Source organism: Streptomyces sp. NRRL F-5727 (assembly GCF_000719555.1).
In the GTDB taxonomy this organism is placed as follows: Bacteria; Actinomycetota; Actinomycetes; order Streptomycetales; family Streptomycetaceae; genus Streptomyces.
Genome location: NZ_JOGX01000081.1, coordinates 34,892 through 51,226 on the forward strand (window position 1 = coordinate 34,892; position 16,335 = coordinate 51,226).

General features: G+C 75.3%; 15 protein-coding genes. 6 read left to right on the forward strand and 9 right to left on the reverse strand.

The features are described 5' to 3' along the window. Positions 1 to 139 precede the first annotated feature (139 nt). Positions 140 to 1,345, forward strand: coding sequence for a hypothetical protein (locus IF73_RS0133550; RefSeq protein ID WP_199806766.1), 1,206 nt, complete (start codon positions 140 to 142; stop codon positions 1,343 to 1,345). 56 nt (positions 1,346 to 1,401) lie between these two features. Further along, entirely contained in the window at positions 1,402 to 1,539 is a 138-nt protein-coding gene (locus tag IF73_RS41675; RefSeq protein WP_199806767.1) for a hypothetical protein, read from the forward strand. A 99-nt stretch (positions 1,540 to 1,638) separates the two neighbouring features. Here IF73_RS41675 and IF73_RS0133560 read toward each other — a convergent pair whose 3' ends face one another. Genes IF73_RS0133560 through IF73_RS0133570 form a run of 3 tightly spaced genes read right to left on the reverse strand, consistent with a single transcriptional unit; the run spans position 1,639 to position 4,549 of the window. After that, complete coding sequence (locus IF73_RS0133560; protein ID WP_031014469.1) at positions 1,639 to 2,583, reverse strand: 3-oxoacyl-ACP reductase; 945 nt, start codon at positions 2,581 to 2,583, stop codon at positions 1,639 to 1,641. Between the two features lie 13 nt (positions 2,584 to 2,596). After that, positions 2,597 to 3,673: a Zn-dependent alcohol dehydrogenase gene (locus tag IF73_RS0133565; protein ID WP_031014471.1), complete on the reverse strand. Its 1,077-nt coding sequence runs from the start codon at positions 3,671 to 3,673 to the stop codon at positions 2,597 to 2,599. A 21-nt stretch (positions 3,674 to 3,694) separates the two neighbouring features. Then, positions 3,695 to 4,549 (reverse strand): MaoC/PaaZ C-terminal domain-containing protein, encoded by an 855-nt coding sequence (locus IF73_RS0133570; RefSeq protein WP_031014473.1) that lies wholly within the window; start codon positions 4,547 to 4,549, stop codon positions 3,695 to 3,697. Between the two features lie 295 nt (positions 4,550 to 4,844). Between IF73_RS0133570 and IF73_RS0133575 the strand changes: the two genes are divergently transcribed. Genes IF73_RS0133575 through IF73_RS0133590 form a run of 4 tightly spaced genes read left to right on the forward strand, consistent with a single transcriptional unit; the run spans position 4,845 to position 8,374 of the window. Continuing rightward, positions 4,845 to 5,786: an ABC transporter ATP-binding protein gene (locus tag IF73_RS0133575; RefSeq protein WP_051717568.1), complete on the forward strand. Its 942-nt coding sequence runs from the start codon at positions 4,845 to 4,847 to the stop codon at positions 5,784 to 5,786. Next, on the forward strand, positions 5,783 to 6,505 hold the full coding sequence (locus tag IF73_RS0133580) for an ABC transporter permease (RefSeq protein WP_031014480.1): 723 nt from the start codon (positions 5,783 to 5,785) through the stop codon (positions 6,503 to 6,505). Before IF73_RS0133575 ends, IF73_RS0133580 begins: the two co-directional genes overlap by 4 nt. Before the next feature lie 13 nt (positions 6,506 to 6,518). Then, positions 6,519 to 7,736: a sensor histidine kinase gene (locus IF73_RS0133585; RefSeq protein ID WP_078868398.1), complete on the forward strand. Its 1,218-nt coding sequence runs from the start codon at positions 6,519 to 6,521 to the stop codon at positions 7,734 to 7,736. Positions 7,737 to 7,741: 5 nt separating this feature from the next. Then, complete coding sequence (locus tag IF73_RS0133590) at positions 7,742 to 8,374, forward strand: response regulator transcription factor (RefSeq protein WP_031014484.1); 633 nt, start codon at positions 7,742 to 7,744, stop codon at positions 8,372 to 8,374. Positions 8,375 to 8,529: 155 nt separating this feature from the next. Here the strand turns inward: IF73_RS0133590 and IF73_RS0133595 are convergent, their stop codons facing one another. The 6 genes from IF73_RS0133595 to IF73_RS0133620 form a co-directional block, all read right to left on the reverse strand. After that, positions 8,530 to 9,201 (reverse strand): response regulator, encoded by a 672-nt coding sequence (locus IF73_RS0133595; protein WP_031014486.1) that lies wholly within the window; start codon positions 9,199 to 9,201, stop codon positions 8,530 to 8,532. Beyond that, the gene (locus tag IF73_RS0133600) at positions 9,198 to 10,403 is read right to left on the reverse strand and encodes a sensor histidine kinase (RefSeq protein ID WP_051717570.1); all 1,206 of its coding nucleotides are present in this window, start codon (positions 10,401 to 10,403) and stop codon (positions 9,198 to 9,200) included. The genes IF73_RS0133595 and IF73_RS0133600 overlap by 4 nt, the downstream gene beginning before the upstream one ends. Before the next feature lie 7 nt (positions 10,404 to 10,410). Continuing rightward, positions 10,411 to 11,052: a DUF998 domain-containing protein gene (locus IF73_RS38945; protein ID WP_051717571.1), complete on the reverse strand. Its 642-nt coding sequence runs from the start codon at positions 11,050 to 11,052 to the stop codon at positions 10,411 to 10,413. A gap of 113 nt (positions 11,053 to 11,165) precedes the next feature. Next, positions 11,166 to 12,641: an MFS transporter gene (locus IF73_RS0133610; RefSeq protein WP_031014491.1), complete on the reverse strand. Its 1,476-nt coding sequence runs from the start codon at positions 12,639 to 12,641 to the stop codon at positions 11,166 to 11,168. A 102-nt stretch (positions 12,642 to 12,743) separates the two neighbouring features. Further along, positions 12,744 to 13,958 carry a lipid-transfer protein gene (locus IF73_RS0133615; protein ID WP_031014493.1) on the reverse strand — a complete coding sequence of 405 codons (1,215 nt, stop codon included), beginning with the start codon at positions 13,956 to 13,958 and terminating at the stop codon, positions 12,744 to 12,746. A gap of 19 nt (positions 13,959 to 13,977) precedes the next feature. Further along, the gene (locus tag IF73_RS0133620; RefSeq protein WP_031014495.1) at positions 13,978 to 16,158 is read right to left on the reverse strand and encodes an acyl-CoA dehydrogenase; all 2,181 of its coding nucleotides are present in this window, start codon (positions 16,156 to 16,158) and stop codon (positions 13,978 to 13,980) included. Positions 16,159 to 16,335: the final 177 nt, after the last annotated feature.

Sequence of the window (16,335 nt, forward strand, 5' to 3'; positions counted from 1 at the left end):
ATCCCTGGTCCCGGCAGCACAACCGGCCCCCGCCCTCAATCGAACGAGCCGACCGCCACCCTTATGTGTGAAGTGCGGGGGCTCGTGTTGTTCGGCTGGAAGTGCGAAAACTAGCGTCGTGGCCGGAGGTGACGAGTCGATGACAGCGTGTGCCATCGAGACCACGGCCGAGGACGGCGACCACGAGGGGACGGCCGTCCCCCTCCCGGCGGGTTTCGCGATCACGGCGAACGGCGCCTACGGTGCCCGGCTCGCCGGTTCCGGGGACGCCCTGTACGCGGAGCGGTGGACGCTCGACGGCCCGGAGCCGTACGCCGTCCCGCTCCCGCTGGACCAGCCCGAGGAGCCGGACACCCGGCTGCTGCCGCTGGCCGACGGCCGGGTCCTGGTGTGCCGCCGGGTCGACGGGCGGCGCCACACCTTCTCGCTGCTGTACCCGACCGGCCCCGGCACCGGCGAGCTGCGGCTCGGCTCGGTGGAGGCCCCGGGCCCGGGGCCGGTGGAGCTGCTGCCGCCGTCCCCGGACGGCATCTGCGCGTACGCGGTGCACGCCGGCCCGGAGTCCACCACGCTGTGGCTGGTGGCGGGCGGGGCGTTCGGCCCGGAGCGGGTCGCGGAGCTGCCCGGGCACTGCGCGGGCGGGGTCTGGCTGGACCGTACGGGGCGGATGCTGGCGCTCGACCGGCGGCTCGGCGACGGGCCGGTGAAGACGGTGGCGGTGGACCTGGAGCGGGGCGGCGAGGTGTCGCCGCTGCTGCAGATCACCGAGGAGAGCAACGACCGGCTGCTGCTCGCGGACCCGGACAGCGGGCTGCTCCTGATCCGTTCGGACGCGCCGTCGCCGGGGCACGAGCGGCTGGGCTGGGGCGTGCTGGGCAGTCTGCTGCCGGTGCGGTTCCCGGAGTGCCTGCGGCTGGACGACGCGGCGGTGACGCCGTTCGCGATCCAGCCGGGGCAGGTGCTGATGCCGGAGAGCTGCGGGGTGGCGCTGCGGATCGACGCGGCGGGCGGCAGCTGGGTCGGCCTGTGGCGCCCGTCGGGGCGGCGGATGCACCAGGTGGCCGCGCCGCCCGGGTGGGTGGCGGGGGCCGGAACGTGGTCGCCGGAGGGCGTCCTGCGGCTGCCGTGCTCCACGGACGAGCTGCCGTGCGCGCTGGCGGGCCTCACGGTGCCGCCGGAGCGGGACCCGGAGCCGGAGCCGGCCGGGGTGCCGGAGCCGGCCGGGGTGCCGGAGCCGGCCGGGGAGGCGGGCCGGGGGCCGGACACGGAGGACGGGCGCCCGCGCGCGTGCCGGCCGGTCCCGCTCCAGCAGGCGCCTCTGACGGACCGTAAACCCGCTGGTTAGACTCACCGCCGCAGCAACAGCACAGCACCAGCATGTCCAACGGGGTGAGTACGACCATGACGGAGAACAGCACGGAGACGACGCAGGAGTCGCAGGACACGGGTGCCGGACGGCACCGCGGTTCGGCCGCGGCGGCGGAGGAGCCCTCCGCCGCGCCGCACGGCCGGCACCGGCGCGAGGCGGGCGAGCACTAGGGCTCGGCACGCGCGGGGCGAAGGGCCCCGGGGATCCGCTCCCCGGGGCCCTTCGCCGTTCCCACCGCCCCCCCGGCCCACGGACACGCCGGTGGTGGTTCAGCCCTTCTTCAGCCCGAGGACCTCGGAGGCCGCGAAGGTCTCGCCCGGCGGGCGCTCCGCGAAGTACGGGGTGAGCAGGGCGTCCAGCTCCTCGAAGCCGAAGGCTTCCTTGGCGGTGTCGAACTTGGCGGCCACCCGGGGCCGTTCGACGACGGCGACCATCCCGCCGTGGACGACGAGCAGCTGTCCGTTGACCCGGGCCGCCGCCGGGGAGGCGAGGTAGCCGACGAGCGGGGCCACGTGCTCCGGCGACAGCGGGTCGAGCTCGTCCTCGGCGGCCGGCTCGGCGAAGCCGGCGAAGACGTCCTCGGTCATGCGGGTACGCGCGCGGGGGCAGATCGCGTTGGCGGTGACCCCGTACCGGGCGAGGGCGAGCGCCGTCGAGGTGGTGAGGCCGACGATGCCGCCCTTGGCCGCGGCGTAGTTGGGCTGTCCGGCCGAACCGGCGAGGAACGCCTCGGAGGAGGTGTTGACGATCCGGCCGTAGACGCCGGTCTCCCCCGCCTTGGCGCGCCCGCGCCAGTGCACGGCCGCGAAGTGGGTGGTGTTGAAGTGGCCCTTGAGGTGCACGCGGATGACCGAGTCCCACTCGTCCTCGCTCATCGAGAAGACCATCCGGTCGCGCAGGATGCCCGCGTTGTTGACGAGGACGTCCAGCTTGCCGAACTCGGTCACGGCCAGGTCGACCAGGCCGCGCGCGGTCTCGAAGTCGGCGATGTCGCCGAGGTGGGCGACGGCCCGGCCGCCGGCCGCGGTGATCTCGGCGGCCACCTCCTCGGCGGGGGTGGCCGACGCCTCCCCGGAGCCGTCCCGGCCCGGCTGCCCGTAGTCGTTGACGACCACGGACGCGCCGAGCCGGGCCAGTTCGAGCGCCTCGGCGCGGCCGAGCCCGCGCCCGGCGCCGGTGACGATCGCGCTCAGCCCCTCAAGAGGCAGTGACATGTCCCGTGTCCTCTCAGATCTCGATGCAGGTACGGAGGGAGGTGCCGGTCCGCATCTGCTCCAGGGCGTCGTTGATGCCCGCCAGCGGGACCCGGTGGGTGATCAGCGACTCCAGGTCGATGCGGCCCGCCCGCCAGAGCGCGATGGCCCGCTCGTACGACCGGAGCACGTCGCCGCCGCCGTACATGGAGGGCAGGATCCGCTTCTCGTCGAAGAACAGCTCGAACATGTTGAGCTGGAGGTTGTCGTCCATGGCGCCCGCGCCGACCACGCAGAGGGTGCCGCCGCGCCGGGTGGTCTCGTACGCGGTCCGCGCGGTGGCGGACTTGCCGACGACCTCGAAGACGTAGTCGAAGCCCTCGCCGGCGGTGATCCGCTGCTTGGCGTCGCCGAGGGCCTCGGGGGCGACGGCCTCGGTGGCGCCGAAGCGGAGCGCGGCCTCACGGCGGGACTCGACGGGGTCGACGGCGACGATCTGGGCGGCGCCCTGGAGCCGGGCGCCCTGGATGGCGGAGATGCCGACGCCGCCGCAGCCGATCACGGCGACCGACGAACCGGCCTCCACCTTGGCGGTGTTGATGGCGGCGCCGAGCCCGGTGGTCACCCCGCAGCCGATCAGGGCGGCGATGTCGAAGGGCACGTCGTCCGGGATGGGGACGGCGCAGCCGGCGTCGACGACGACCTCCTCGGTGAAGGTGCCGGTGCCGGCGAAGCCGAAGACGTCCCCGCCGGGGCGCTTGAAGTTGGGGGTGCCGGCGTTCATGAAGCCGGCGAGACAGAGCTGGGTCTGGCCGCGCCTGCAGGCGGCGCAGGCACCGCAGGCGGGCAGCCAGCAGAGCAGGACCCGCTGGCCGGGGGTGAGTCCGGTGACGCCGTCGCCGACGTCGAGGATCTCGCCGGCGCCCTCGTGGCCGGGGATGAACGGCGCCGGCTGCGGCAGCACCCCGCTCATGGCGGAGACGTCGGAGTGGCACAGGCCGGTGGCCCGCACCCGGATCCGCACCCTGCCCGGGCCGAAGCCCACCGCCTCGACGTCGTCGAGGACCTCCAGTTTGTCCTGGCCGATCTCGTGCAGTACGGCTGCGCGCATGGTGCGGCTCCAATCGTCAGATCAGGAGTGTTCGACGAGCGTGTCGGCGAGGACGGGGGCGTCGTCGCGCTCCACGGCCGTCGCCGTCACCTGGACGCGGCCGTCCCCGGCCCACATCCGGATGCGCAGGGTCTCGCCGGGGAAGACGATCCCGGCGAAGCGGGTGCGGTAGGCGCGCACGCGGGTGACGTCGCCGCCCAGCACCGTGTCGACGACGGCCTTGAGGGTCATGCCGTACGAGCAGAGGCCGTGCAGGATCGGGCGGTCGAAGCCGGCCAGGGCGGCGAACTCGGGGTCGGCGTGGAGCGGGTTCCAGTCGCCGGAGAGCCGGTAGAGGAGGGCCTGCTCCTCGCGGATCGGGCGCTCGACGGTCTTGTCGGGCTCGCGGTCCGGGAGCTCCAGGCGCTCGGAGGGGCCGCGGTCGCCGCCCCAGCCGCCCTCGCCGCGGACGAAGATCTGGGCGTCGGAGGTCCACAGCGGGCCCTCGTCGTCGGCGGCCTCGGAGCGCAGCACGAGGATGGCGGCCTTGCCCTTGTCGTAGACGGCGGCGACGCGGGAGGTGGAGACGGCCCGGCCGCCGGTGGGCAGCGGACGGTGGAGGGTGATCGACTGGCCGCCGTGGAGGACGGCGGCGAGGTCGATGTCGATGCCGGGGGCGGAGAGCCCGCCGACGACCCCCATGCCGGCCCCGGCGACGGTGGCGAAGCTGGGCAGCACGTGGAGCCGGGATTCGAGGGTGTAGCGCAGCTCGGCCGGGTCGGTGGCGGGGCTTCCGGCGCCGAGGCCGAGGTGGTACAGCTGGACGTCCTTGTGGTCCCAGGCGATCTCGGCGCTGCGGGGTTCGGCGGCGAGGGCCTTGGCGGGGTCAATGGGCATCGACTTGCTGCTCCTTGGAGGTCCCTGGAGTGGAAGACCTCGGCGCGACCGTCCGCACCGTCGGTCACGCCGAGGCCGTGCGGGAACCGTCCCGTACGCGGCTGACTAGAACGCGTTCCAGTTCGGTGTCCCCCATGTATAGCGGAGGGGCCGGGCGTTGGGAACCCTCGCGCGCCAGACTCCTGACGATACGTCAGGTACCGTGCGGGGCACGGTCACCCAGGACATTTGTCACCGCCAGGTCCGTACACCGACGCCTGCCGGGGCGGGCCCTCCGCTCCGTACGTTCGAGGGCATGACGAACGAACCCGCGGCCGTCCTGGAGACGGTCACCAAGACGTACGGCGCCGTCCGCGCGGCGGACGGACTGGACCTCGCCGTGCGGCGCGGCGAGACGGTGGCGCTGCTGGGACGGAACGGCGCCGGGAAGTCGACGGCGATCAACCTGCTCCTCGGCCTCGACACCCCCGACGGCGGCCGGGTCTCGCTCTTCGGCGCACGACCGGGCCGGGCGGTCGCCGCGGGCCGGGTCGGGGCGATGCTCCAGGAGGGCCGGCCGGTCCCCCGCGTCACCGTCCGCGAACTGGTCGGCTTCGTCGCCCGGACCTACCCCGCGCCGCTGCCCGTCGCCGGCGCGCTCGCCGCGGCCGGCCTGACCTCCCTCGCCGACCGCCGGGTGGACCGGCTCTCCGGCGGCCAGGCCCAGCGGGTCCGGTTCGCCGTCGCGCTGGCGGGCAACCCGGAGCTGATCGTGCTGGACGAGCCGACGACGGCGCTCGACGTGGAGGCCCGCCGCGAGTTCTGGGAGGCGATGCGGGGGTACGCCCGCCGGGGCAACACGGTGCTGTTCTCCACCCACTACCTGGAGGAGGCCGACGACTTCGCCGACCGGGTCGTCGTCCTCGACGGCGGCCGGATCGTCGCCGACGGCACGAGCGCGGAGCTCAAGCGGGCGGCCGGCGGCAGCCTCGTCTCCTTCGACCTGGCGGGCGCCCCGACGGACCGGCTCGGCCTGCTGCCCGGCGTCGGCTCGTACGAGGTCAGGGGCGACCGCGCCCTGCTGCGCACCACCGACTCCGACGCCACCGTGCGGGCCCTCGCCGAGCGGGGCGCGATCCGGGCCCTGGAGGTGGCACCGGTCTCGCTCGACGACGCCTTCCTCGCCCTGACCTCCCCCCAGCCCCCACAGCACCCACAGCCCCGTCAGTCCCCTCAGCCCCTGGAGTCGGCCCGATGATCACCGCGTACGTGCGCCTCGAAGTACGCCGCACCCTGCGCGACCCCGCCTTCGTGATCTCCACGGTCGGCGTGCCGGTGATGATGTACCTGCTCTTCACCAACCTCCTGGGCGGCCAGGACACCGCCTTCCGCACGGCCGCGATGATCGGCATGGCCGCGTACGGCACCCTCGGCGCGGCCCTCTCGCTCGGCACCGGCGTCGCCGAGGACAAGTCCACCGGCTGGCTCCGGCAGCTGCGCGTCACCCCCGTGACGCCCCGGCAGGTGGTGACGGGCCGCGCCCTCACCGGCACGGTGGTCGTCCTGCCGGCGATCGTCTCGGTGCTGCTCGCCGGCGCCCTGGTCAACTCCGTCCGGCTGGCCGCCTGGCAGTGGGGCGCGCTGGCGCTCGCCCTCTGGGCCGGCTCGCTGCCGTTCGCCCTGCTCGGCATCGGCAACGGCTACCGGCTCACCGCGCAGACCACCGGCGTCGTGAACCTCGCCTGCAACCTCGGCCTCGCCGTCCTGGGCGGGCTCTGGTTCCCGGTGGCGCTCTTCCCCGACTGGATGCGGACCCTCGCCGCGTACACCCCGACCTTCCGCTTCGCGGAGCTGGGCGGGACCGTGTCCGGGGGCCACGCCCCCACGGCGGCGGCGCTCGGCGTGCTGGCCCTGTGGACGGTCCTCTTCGGCGGCTACGCGGCGGTCTCGTACCGTCGAGCGGCGAGAACGGTGTAGGGAGGAGTCCGTCATGGCGGTGACCCGGCTGAAGCGCACGACGACGGCGTGCCGTCCGGCGACGGTACGGGACCGTTGGCGGGCCCGGAACGGCCGCGGGCCCAACGGGTTCAGCATGCTGCCCTGGCTGCTCATGGGCCTGGGCGCCCTCTCCCACCTGGTCCGGGGCGAGGCCGCGAACCCCTGGTTCGGCGGGCTCGGTCTCCTCGTCTTCCACACCCTCTACATCGCGGTCGTCTTCCGCGCCTTCGACCGGGGGCGCCGCGAGGCCCCCCTCACCTGGGTGCTGCTCGCCGCCCTGGCCGCGCTGACCTTCGCGCTCGCCATCGGCTACGGCCGGGAGTGGCTGATGCTCTTCCCGCTCCTCGGTCTCGCGGTGGGGTCCGTGGCGCGCCGCCCCCGGCTGCTGCCGGCGCTCGCCTTCCCGCTCTGCGCGGCGGTCGCCCTGGTGACCGTCTGGCGGGACGGCTGGACGGCCATCGGGGTCGTGTACGGGACGTTCATCTCGGTCATGGTGACGGCGGCGATCCTCGCCCTGGACGAGACGGTGCGGGAGCTGCGTGAGACCCGTGAGGAGCTGGCGCGGGCGGCGGTGGAGCGGGAGCGGCTGCGGTTCTCCCGCGACCTGCACGACCTGCTCGGCCACACCCTGTCGGTGATCGTGGTGAAGTCGGAGGCGGCCCGGCGGCTCGCACCGCGCGATCTCGACGCGGCGCTCGGGCAGGTCACGGACATCGAGGCGGTGGGCCGGCAGGCGCTCACCGAGATCCGGGAGGCGGTCACCGGCTACCGCGAGGGCAGTCTCGGCACGGAGCTGGACCGGGCGCGGTCCGCGCTGGCCGCGGCGGACGTGGAGCCGGTGGTCCGCCGGTCGGGGCCGCCGCTGGAGCCCGCGGCGGAGGCGCTGCTCGGCTGGGTGGTGCGGGAGGCGGCGACGAACGTGGTCCGGCACGCGCGGGCGAGCCGGTGCGAGATCGTGGTGACGAGCGGCCCGGAGCGGACCCGCCTCACCGTCGCCGACGACGGCCCGGGCCCCTCCCCCGCCGCCGCCGGCGGCGCCGGCACCGGCCTGCGGGGGCTGCGCGAGCGGCTCGCGGCGGCGGGCGGCACCCTCACCACGGCGGCGGCCCCGGCCGGCGGCTTCCTCCTGACGGCGGAGCTCCCGGCCTCTCCGGACCCGACCGCCTCGCCCGGCGGGGAGGAACCGTCCGGCCTAGGCTCTCGGTTGTGAACGAGATGCCGCGGGACCACCGTCCGTCGAAGTCCATCCGGGTCCTCCTCGCCGAGGACCAGGGGATGATGCGCGGGGCGCTCGCGCTGCTGCTCGGGATGGAGCCGGACATCGAGGTCGTCGCCCAGGTCGGGCGGGGGGACGAGATCGTGGACCGGGCACTGGTGGCACGGCCGGACGTGGCGCTGCTCGACATCGAGCTGCCTGGGCGGTCGGGGCTCGACGCGGCGGCGGAGCTGCGGGACGAGGTGCCGGACTGCCGGGTGCTGATCCTGACGACCTTCGGCCGTCCGGGGTATCTGCGGCGGGCGATGGAGGCGGGGGCGGCCGGGTTCCTGGTGAAGGACGGGCCGGTGGAGGAGCTGGCGGAGGCGGTCCGGACGGTGCTGCGGGGCGAGACCGTCATCGACCCGGCGCTCGCGGCGGCGGCGCTGGGCGCGGGGCCGAACCCGCTGACGGCGCGGGAGCGGGAGGCCCTGTCGGCGGCGGTGGACGGGGCGACGGTCGCGGACATCGCGGGCCGGCTCCATCTGTCGGAGTCGACCGTGCGGAACTACCTGTCGGCGGCGATCGGGAAGACCGGGACGCGCAACCGGATGGAGGCGGCCCGGGCCGCCCGGCAGCAGGGCTGGCTCTAGGCGGTCCTGCCTCTGGCGGTCCTGCCTCTAGACGGTCGCGTCTCTGGGCGGTCGCGTCTCTAGGCGGTCGCGTCTCTAGACGGTCGCGTCTCTAGACGGTCGCGCCTCTAGGCGGTCGCGCCTCTAGGCGGTCGCGCCTCTGGACCGTCCCGCCTCTAGGCCGTCCCGCCCGGGACGACCAGGCCCGTCTCGTAGGCCAGGATCACCAGTTGGGCGCGGTCGCGGGCGCCGAGTTTGGCGAGGGCCCGGGTGACGTGGGTCTTGGCGGTGAGGGGGCTGATGACGAGGCGTTCGGCGATCTGGTCGTTGGAGAGGCCGGTGGCGATCAGACGGGTGACCTCCCGTTCGCGGGCCGTGAGGACGTCGAGGCGGGCGGAGGTCCCGGCGGGGGCGGCCGGGCGGTGGGCGAACTGTTCGATCACCCGGCGGGTCGCGCTCGGCGAGAGGAGGGCGTCGCCGGCGGCGACCGCGCGGACGGCCTGGCGCAGGTCGTCCGGTTCGATCTCCTTGGTGAGGAAGCCGCTGGCGCCGGCCCGGAGGGCGGCGAAGACGTACTCGTCGGTCTCGAAGGTGGTGAGCACGATGACCCGGCACCCGGTCAGGCCGGGGTCGCCGACGAGGGTGCGGGTGGCGGTGAGGCCGTCGGTGCCGGGCATGCGGATGTCCATGAGGACGATGTCGGGGCGGACGGCGCGGGCGGTGCGGACGGCCTCGTCGCCGGTGCCGGCCTCGCCGACGACCTCGATGTCCTTGGCCCGGCCGAGGAGGCTGCGGAAGCCGGCCCGCACCAGGGCCTGGTCGTCGGCGAGGAGCACCTTGATCGTCATGGCCGGAAGCCTGGCACAGGGATGACGGCCCGGACCAGCCATCCGCCGCCGTCGCCGGGCCTCCCGGCGGTGAGTTCGCCGCCGAGGGCGTGGACGCGTTCGGTCATGCCCCGGATGCCGTGTCCGGGGGCGGCCGCCGGGCCCGGCGGGGTCCGGCCGTCGTCGGCGACCGTGACCTCCACCCGGTCCGCGTCGCAGCGGACGGCGACGTCGGCGCGGGAGGCGCCGGAGTGGCGGGCGGTGTTGGTGAGGGCCTCCTGGACGAGGCGGTGGACGGCGAGGGAGACCGGGGCGGGGACGGCGGCGGGGTCGCCGGTCGTCTCCAGGCGGATGGCGAGGGCGGGGGTGCGCATGCGGGCGACGAGCGCGGCGAGTTCCGGCACGCCGGCGGCGGGCTCCTCCGGGGACGGGGCCGGGGCCGGTGACTCCCCCGGTGCGCGCAGGACGTGGACGAGGGCGCGGAGGTCGCGGACGGCGGCGGTGCGGACCTCCTGGGCGGTGGTGAGCGCGGCCCGGGCCTCGGCCGGGGAGTCGTCCAGGGACTCGGCGGCGACGCGGAGCTGGAGGCCCACGACGGTGAGGGTGTGGCCGACGACGTCGTGGAGTTCGCGGGCGATCTCCAGACGGGCCTCGGCGATGCGCCGGCCTGCCTCCAGGTCGCGCTCGCGGGCCGCCCGGAGGAGGCGGTCGTCGAGTTCGGCGCGCCAGCGGAGCCGGTTGCGGTAGGCGGTGGCGGCGGCGAGCAGCAGGGCCAGCCACAGGGCCTCGGCGCCCAGCGAGCCGAGGACCTCGCGGGGGCCGGTGCCGGTCGCGGGCAGCTCCCAGCCGGCGGCGAAGGCGAGTTCGGCGACGCCGACGGCGGCGGCCCGGGGCAGGCCGGGCCGGCCGGGGCGGTCGTCGGCGGCGAGCCCGGCGTACGCGGCGGAGACCGGCCACACCCAGCCGATGTCGGTGAGACCGGAGGTGCGGAAGACGATGACGGCCTGGACGGAGAGGAGGAGGACGGCGAGGGGCCACCGGCGGCGGGCCAGGAGCAGCAGGCCCAGCCAGAGGGCGAGCGGCAGGGCGCCGGCCGCCTCCAGCCGGCCGCCGAGGCGGGCGGTGCCGGCCAGTACCGCGACGAAGGTGACGGCCGCGAGGAGCCCGTCCACGGGGCGTACCGCGCGCAGGGCGGCGGTCGTACGGGCGAGCGCTCGGTCCATGCGCCGATCATGCACGACGGCCCCGCCCTCCGGTGGCGGTCGCGAGGAGTGCGACGGCGACCCAGCCGAAGTCGGCGGCGAGCACGAGCCGTTCGACGAGCCCGAGGGGGGTGGGGGCGCCGAGCAGGCCGAGGGAGGGCCCGCCGTCCATGACGTCGGCGAGGAGGACGGCGAGCGCGGCCGTGCCCAGGAGCGAGACGAGGGTGAGGGCGTTCAGGGCGGTGCGCAGCCGGGGGCGGGCCGCCGTGAGCGTGCGGCGGAGGAGGAGCGCGGCCGCGGGGAGGGCGGCGAAGGCGAGGAAGGCGGCGTTGCCGTGGACGAGTTCGGAGAGGGAGGGGCGGTGGTGGTGGCCGGGCGGGTCGGCGGGGAAGAGCCCGGCGACCAGGATCCCGGCGGCCCACAGCCCTACGGCGGTCCGTCCGGTGCCCCGGAGGCGGGCGGCGAGGACGGCGGAGGCCGCGGCGACCGCCAGGAGGCCGGCGGGGAGGAGGAGGCCGGCGGTGCCGTGCACGTAGCGGCTGAGGGTCTCGCTCAGCGGGTCGTAGCCGGGGTTCAGCAGCTCCACGGCCGTCAGGGCCAGGGCTCCGGTGCCGATCAGGGCGAGCGGGGCCCGTACCCCCGTGGTGGTGGTCGTCATCGTCGTCGCCATGCCGTCCTCTTCCGTCGTGGCTTCCGGTGGTGCTCCGGAAGTTACGGAGGGGAAGGGGGCGGCCGCGTCCTCCCGGCGCGGTCACCCCGGCGTACACCGGACGGTGACGGCGGCTAGGGCTTCTGCACCGTTCGGTGTACGGGGCGGGGCAGCCAGGCGGCCATCAGGACGGCCGCGGCGAGGAGGACGGCGGCGGAGACGCGGAAGGCCAGGGCGTAGCCGGGGACGAGCGACGCGCCGGGGTTCGCCGCGTACGCGGCGTAGGGCAGCGCGTCGGCCGGGGCGGAGGCCGCCACCGTCGTGAGGACGGCGAGGCCGAGGGCGCCGCCCATCGTGCGGGAGGTGTTGACCAGGCCGGAGACGAGGCCGGCGTCGCCGGGGGCGGCGCCGGAGGTGGCGAGGGTCGCGAGGGGGGTGGTGGCGAGGCCGAGGCCGCCCATCATGAGGAGGCCGGGGCCGAGGATGGTGGCGAGGAAGGTGCCGTCGGCGGTCATCGTCGACTGCCAGGCGAAGCCGGCGGCGGCGACAAGGAGTCCGGCGACGGCGAGGTTCCTGGCGCCGGTGACGGCCATCAGGCGGGGCGCGGTCTTGGAGCCGACGAGGACGGCGAGGGAGCTGGGGACGAGGGCGAGGCCGGCCTGGAGCGGGGTGTAGCCGAGGACGTTCTGGGCGTAGACCGTCATGAAGAACCACATGGCGAACGAACTGGCCCCGCCGAGCGCCATCCCGGCGTTGGCGGCGGACACGGCCCGGTTGCGGAAGATGCCGAGCGGGACGAGGGGTTCCGCGGTGCGCCGCTCGACGGCGACGAAGACGGCGAGGAGCCCGAGGCCGCCGAGGAGCGGGAGGAGGGCGGCGGCGGAGGTCCAGCCGGACGTCTCGGTCCGCACGATGCCGTACGCGAGGGTGGCGAGTCCGGCGGTGACGAGGACCGCGCCGGGCAGGTCGAGGCGGCGGCCGGCGTCGGCGCGGCCCTCGCGGAGCCACAGCGCGGCCGCGGCCAGGATGAGGAGGCCGAGGGGGACGTTGACGAGGAGGACCCAGCGCCAGTCGAGCAGGTCGACGAGGACGCCGCCGACGAAGCCGCCCGCGGCGCCGCCGGCCGCGCCGACCGCCGTCCAGGTGCCGATGGCCCGGGTGCGGGCGGCGCCGGCGGGGACGGCGGCGGTGACGAGGGTGAGGGTGGCCGGGGAGAGCACGGCCGCGCCGAGGCCCTGGGCGGCGCGGGCGCCGATGAGGTAGGCGCCCTCGGGGGCGATGCCGCCGACGGCCGAGGCTGCGGTGAAGAGGCCGAGGCCCGCCAGGAACATGGTCTTGCGCCCGTACAGGTCGACCGCTCGGCCGCCGAGGAGCATGAAGCCGGCGAAGGCGATCGAGTAGGCGTTGAGCACCCACTGGAGGCCGAGGGTGCTCAGGTCGAGGTCGGCCTTCATGGAGGGCAGGGCCACGTTCATGACCGACACGTCGAGGACGACGAGGAACTGCCCGGCGCAGGCGATGAGGACGACGAGCCAGGGGCGGGGGGTGCGTATGGAGTCGGGGGGCGTGGCGGTTCCGGTGGCGGAGTCGTTCTGCGGCATGCGTGTCATGGTCGCAGAACGGCTCCGACCCGTACATGAGCGGAGGAACCGGCCCTCGGGGGAAGAAAGTCCTACGTCCTGCGCAGGAGGGTCACGCCTGGCGCAGGAGGGTCACGCCTTGCGCAGGAGGGTGACGACGGCCGCGCCGCCGAGGCCGATGTTGTGGGCGAGGCCGACGCGGGCGCCGGGGACCTGGCGGGCGGCGGCCTCGCCGCGGAGCTGCCAGACGAGTTCGGCGGCCTGGGCGAGGCCGGTGGCGCCGAGGGGGTGGCCCTTGGAGATGAGGCCGCCGGACGGGTTGACGACCCAGCGCCCGCCGTAGGTGGTGGCGCCGGACTCGACGAGTTTGCCGGAGGCGCCCTCCTCGCACATGCCGAGGGCTTCGTAGGTGAGGAGTTCGTTGACGGAGAAGCAGTCGTGGAGTTCGACGACGTCGACGTCCTCGATGCCGAGTCCGGAGCGCTCGTACGCCTGCCGGGCGGCCTCCCGGGACATGGGGCGGCCGACGGCGTCGATGCACGATCCGGAGGCGAAGGACTCGCCGGTGTCGGTGGTCATGGCCTGGCCGGCGATCTCCACGGCGCGGGCCTCCAGACCGTGTTCGGCGACGAAGCGGTCGGAGACGACGAGGGCGGCGGCGGCTCCGTCGGAGGTGGGCGAGCACTGGAGCTTGGTGAGGGGCCGGTGGACGGTCCTGGCGGCGAGGATCTCGTCGACCGTGTGGACGTCCTGGAACTGGGCGTTGGGGTTGCGGGAGGAGTGCAGGTGGTTCTTGGCGGCGACGGCCGCGAGCTGCGCCTCGGTGGTGCCGTACCGCTCCATGTGCTCGCGGGCGGCGTTGCCGAAGATCTGCGCGGTGGGCGGGGACGCCTCGAAGCCGTGGGCGGCGGCCATGATGCCGTAGTGCCGGGCGACGGGTGACGTCGTGAAGTCGCCCGCCCCGCTGCCGCCGCCGAGGGAGCCCCTGCTCATCTTCTCGAAGCCGAGGGCGAGGACGCAGTCGGCGATGCCGCCCTCGACGAGCTGGCGGGCGGTCATGAGGGCGGTGGAGCCGGTGGCGCAGTTGTTGTTGAGGTTGTAGACGGGGAGGCCGGTGAGGCCGAGTTCGTAGACGGCCCGCTGACCGGCGGTGGACGCCTGGAAGCAGTAGCCGACGGCGGCCTGTTCGACCCGCTCGTACGGGATCCCGGCGTCGGTGAGGGCGGCGGTGCCGGCTTCGCGGGCCATGTCCCAGTACTGCCAGTCGCGGGTCTCCGGCTTCTCGAACCTGGTCATGCCGACCCCGACGACGTACGACTTCCCGGTGTGCCGCATGGCGTACTTCATGGCGTGCCCCTCTCGGTTCTCAGTCCCTGGGGAGGCCGAGCAGGCGCTCGGCGACGACGTTGAGCTGGACCTGGGTGGTGCCCCCGGCGATGGTCAGGCAGCGGGACATGAGGAGCCCGTGGACGGCCGCCGCGCCGGGCCCCTCGCGCACGGCGCCGTCGGGGCCGAGGAGTTCGAGGGCGAGTTCGGCGGTCTTCTGCTGGTGGAGGGTCTGGACGAGCTTGCGGACGCTGGCGCCGGCGCCCGGTTCGAGTCCGGAGACCTGGAGGAGGGTGGTGCGCAGGCCGATGCAGGCGAGGGCGTGGGCCTCGGCGAGGAGGGCGCCGGTGCGGGCCCGGACGGAGCCGTCGGCCTCGGCGGACGCCTTGATGAGGGCTTCGAGGCCGGTGTCGAAGACGACCTGGTCGGCCATGTGGACGCGTTCGTTGCCGAGGGTGTGGCGGGCGACCCGCCAGCCGTCGTTCACCTCGCCGACGACGGCGTCGGCGGGGAGGACGGCGCCGTCGAACCAGACCTCGTTGAAGAGGGAGTCGCCGGTGATCTCCTTGAGGGGGCGGATGTCGATGCCGGGGGTGTTCCTCATGTCGACGAGGAAGTAGGTGAGTCCCCGGTGTTTGGGCGCGTCGGGGTCGGTGCGGGCGAGCAGGATGCCGTGGTCGGCCGTCTGGGCGGCGCTCGTCCACACCTTCTGTCCGGTGATCCGCCAGCGGCCGTCCTCGGTGCGTTCGGCGCGGGTCCGCAGCGAGGCGAGGTCGGAGCCGGCGCCGGGTTCGGAGAAGAGCTGGCACCAGCGCTGTTCGCCGCGGAGGGTGGGGCCGAGGTGGCGTTCCCGCTGTTCCGGGGTGCCGTGGGCGAGGAGGGAGGGGACGACCCAGGTGGCGATGCCGAGTCCGGCGACGGTGATGCCGGCCTCGTCGAGTTCGCGCTGGACGGCGAGCTGCTGGAGGGGGCCCGCGCCGAGGCCGTACGGCTCCGGGAGGTGGGGCGCGGCGTAGCCGGTGGGGGCGAGGGCGCGGCGGGCGGCGGCCGGGTCGAGTCCGGCGGCGGGGGCGAGGGCCGCGCGGGCGGCGGCGCGGTAGGGCTCGGCGGCGGGCGGCAGGTCGAGGCGGAGGCCGCGGCGGAGGCCGGTGGCGGCGTGCCGGAGGGCGTCGAGCCGGAACCGGTCGCCGGTGCCGAGGAGTTGTCGGGCGACGAGGGCGCGGCGGAGCAGGATGTGGGCGTCGTGTTCCCAGGTGAAGCCGATGCCGCCGAGGATCTGGATGCAGTCCTTGGCGCAGCTGTACGCGGCGTCGAGGGCGGTGGCGGCGGCGAGGGCGGCGACGAGGGGCCGGGCGGGGTCGTGGGCGGCGCGGGCGGCGTCCCAGGTGAGGGCGCGGGCCTGTTCGAGCCGCACGAGCATGTCGGCGCAGAGGTGTTTGACGCCCTGGAACCGGCCGATGGGACGGCCGAACTGCTCGCGGGTGCGGGCGTGTTCGGCGGCGGTCTCGACGGCGCGGGCGGCGGTGCCGCAGGCGTCGGCGGCGAAGAGGACGGCGGCGAGGTCGTGCACGAGCCCCGTGTCGACGGTGAGCGTCCGGTCGGCGGGCACGGGGTGGGCGGCGGCGGTGACCTCGGCGGTGGGCCGGGTGGGGTCGGCGGAGGCGTGGGGGCGGACGGTGAGGCCCGGCCCGTCGGAGGCGGGTGCGTCGACGGCGAGCCAGACGGTGCCGTCGGCGGTGGCGGCCTGGAGGAGGAGCAGGTCGGCGTGGGCGGCGCCGAGGACGGGCGGCGCGGTGCCGTCGAGGACGTGGCCGGTGTCGGTACGGACGGCGGTGAGCGTACCGGTGCCACCGAGCGCGACGGCGCCGATCCGGCGGCCTTCGGCGAGGTCGGCGACGAGCGGTCCGAACGCCCCGGCGCGGTGGAGGAGTCCGGTGGCGAGGACGGACGGCAGGTAGGGGCCGGGGAGGAGGGCGCGGGCGGTCTCCTCCACGACGACGGCGAGGTCGTCGAGGCCGCCGCCCCCGCCTCCGTGCTCCTCGGGTACGTGGATCCCCAGGAGGCCCTGTGCGGCGGCGGCGTCCCAGTGCGCGGGCCGGCCGGCCGGCGGCTCGGGCGCGTCGAGCCACCGGCGGAGCTCCTCGGGGGGTGCGGCGCGGGTGAGCCAGGCGCGGACGGACCGGGCGAGCTCCCGCTGTTCGTGCGTGATGGCGATGCCCATGGCGCGCAGACTAGAACACGTTCCATTCTGACGGAAGGTCAGATACGGAGCGGATCCCGGCGCGCCAGGGGCTGCGGGCCCTAGGTCCTGTCGTCAAACTCCCGTCGTCGCCCGAAGGGCGGCCCCGCGGCGTCAGGTGCGTGCTCTCGGCGTGCCGGGTGGAAGTCCTCGTACTGG

What these genes read in the sequence shown, in the direction of transcription:
- IF73_RS41675 (WP_199806767.1), top strand. Translation starts at nt 1,402, where the DNA reads ATGACGGAGAACAGCACGGAGACGACGCAGGAGTCGCAGGACACGGGT.
- IF73_RS0133615 (WP_031014493.1), bottom strand. Translation starts at nt 13,958, where the DNA reads ATGAAGTACGCCATGCGGCACACCGGGAAGTCGTACGTCGTCGGGGTC.
- IF73_RS0133590 (WP_031014484.1), top strand. Translation starts at nt 7,742, where the DNA reads ATGCCGCGGGACCACCGTCCGTCGAAGTCCATCCGGGTCCTCCTCGCC.
- IF73_RS0133570 (WP_031014473.1), bottom strand. Translation starts at nt 4,549, where the DNA reads ATGCCCATTGACCCCGCCAAGGCCCTCGCCGCCGAACCCCGCAGCGCC.
- IF73_RS0133575 (WP_051717568.1), top strand. Translation starts at nt 4,845, where the DNA reads ATGACGAACGAACCCGCGGCCGTCCTGGAGACGGTCACCAAGACGTAC.
- IF73_RS0133560 (WP_031014469.1), bottom strand. Translation starts at nt 2,583, where the DNA reads ATGTCACTGCCTCTTGAGGGGCTGAGCGCGATCGTCACCGGCGCCGGG.
- IF73_RS0133620 (WP_031014495.1), bottom strand. Translation starts at nt 16,158, where the DNA reads ATGGGCATCGCCATCACGCACGAACAGCGGGAGCTCGCCCGGTCCGTC.
- IF73_RS0133600 (WP_051717570.1), bottom strand. Translation starts at nt 10,403, where the DNA reads ATGGACCGAGCGCTCGCCCGTACGACCGCCGCCCTGCGCGCGGTACGC.
- IF73_RS0133550 (WP_199806766.1), top strand. Translation starts at nt 140, where the DNA reads ATGACAGCGTGTGCCATCGAGACCACGGCCGAGGACGGCGACCACGAG.
- IF73_RS0133610 (WP_031014491.1), bottom strand. Translation starts at nt 12,641, where the DNA reads ATGACACGCATGCCGCAGAACGACTCCGCCACCGGAACCGCCACGCCC.
- IF73_RS0133585 (WP_078868398.1), top strand. Translation starts at nt 6,519, where the DNA reads ATGGCGGTGACCCGGCTGAAGCGCACGACGACGGCGTGCCGTCCGGCG.
- IF73_RS38945 (WP_051717571.1), bottom strand. Translation starts at nt 11,052, where the DNA reads ATGGCGACGACGATGACGACCACCACCACGGGGGTACGGGCCCCGCTC.
- IF73_RS0133580 (WP_031014480.1), top strand. Translation starts at nt 5,783, where the DNA reads ATGATCACCGCGTACGTGCGCCTCGAAGTACGCCGCACCCTGCGCGAC.
- IF73_RS0133595 (WP_031014486.1), bottom strand. Translation starts at nt 9,201, where the DNA reads ATGACGATCAAGGTGCTCCTCGCCGACGACCAGGCCCTGGTGCGGGCC.
- IF73_RS0133565 (WP_031014471.1), bottom strand. Translation starts at nt 3,673, where the DNA reads ATGCGCGCAGCCGTACTGCACGAGATCGGCCAGGACAAACTGGAGGTC.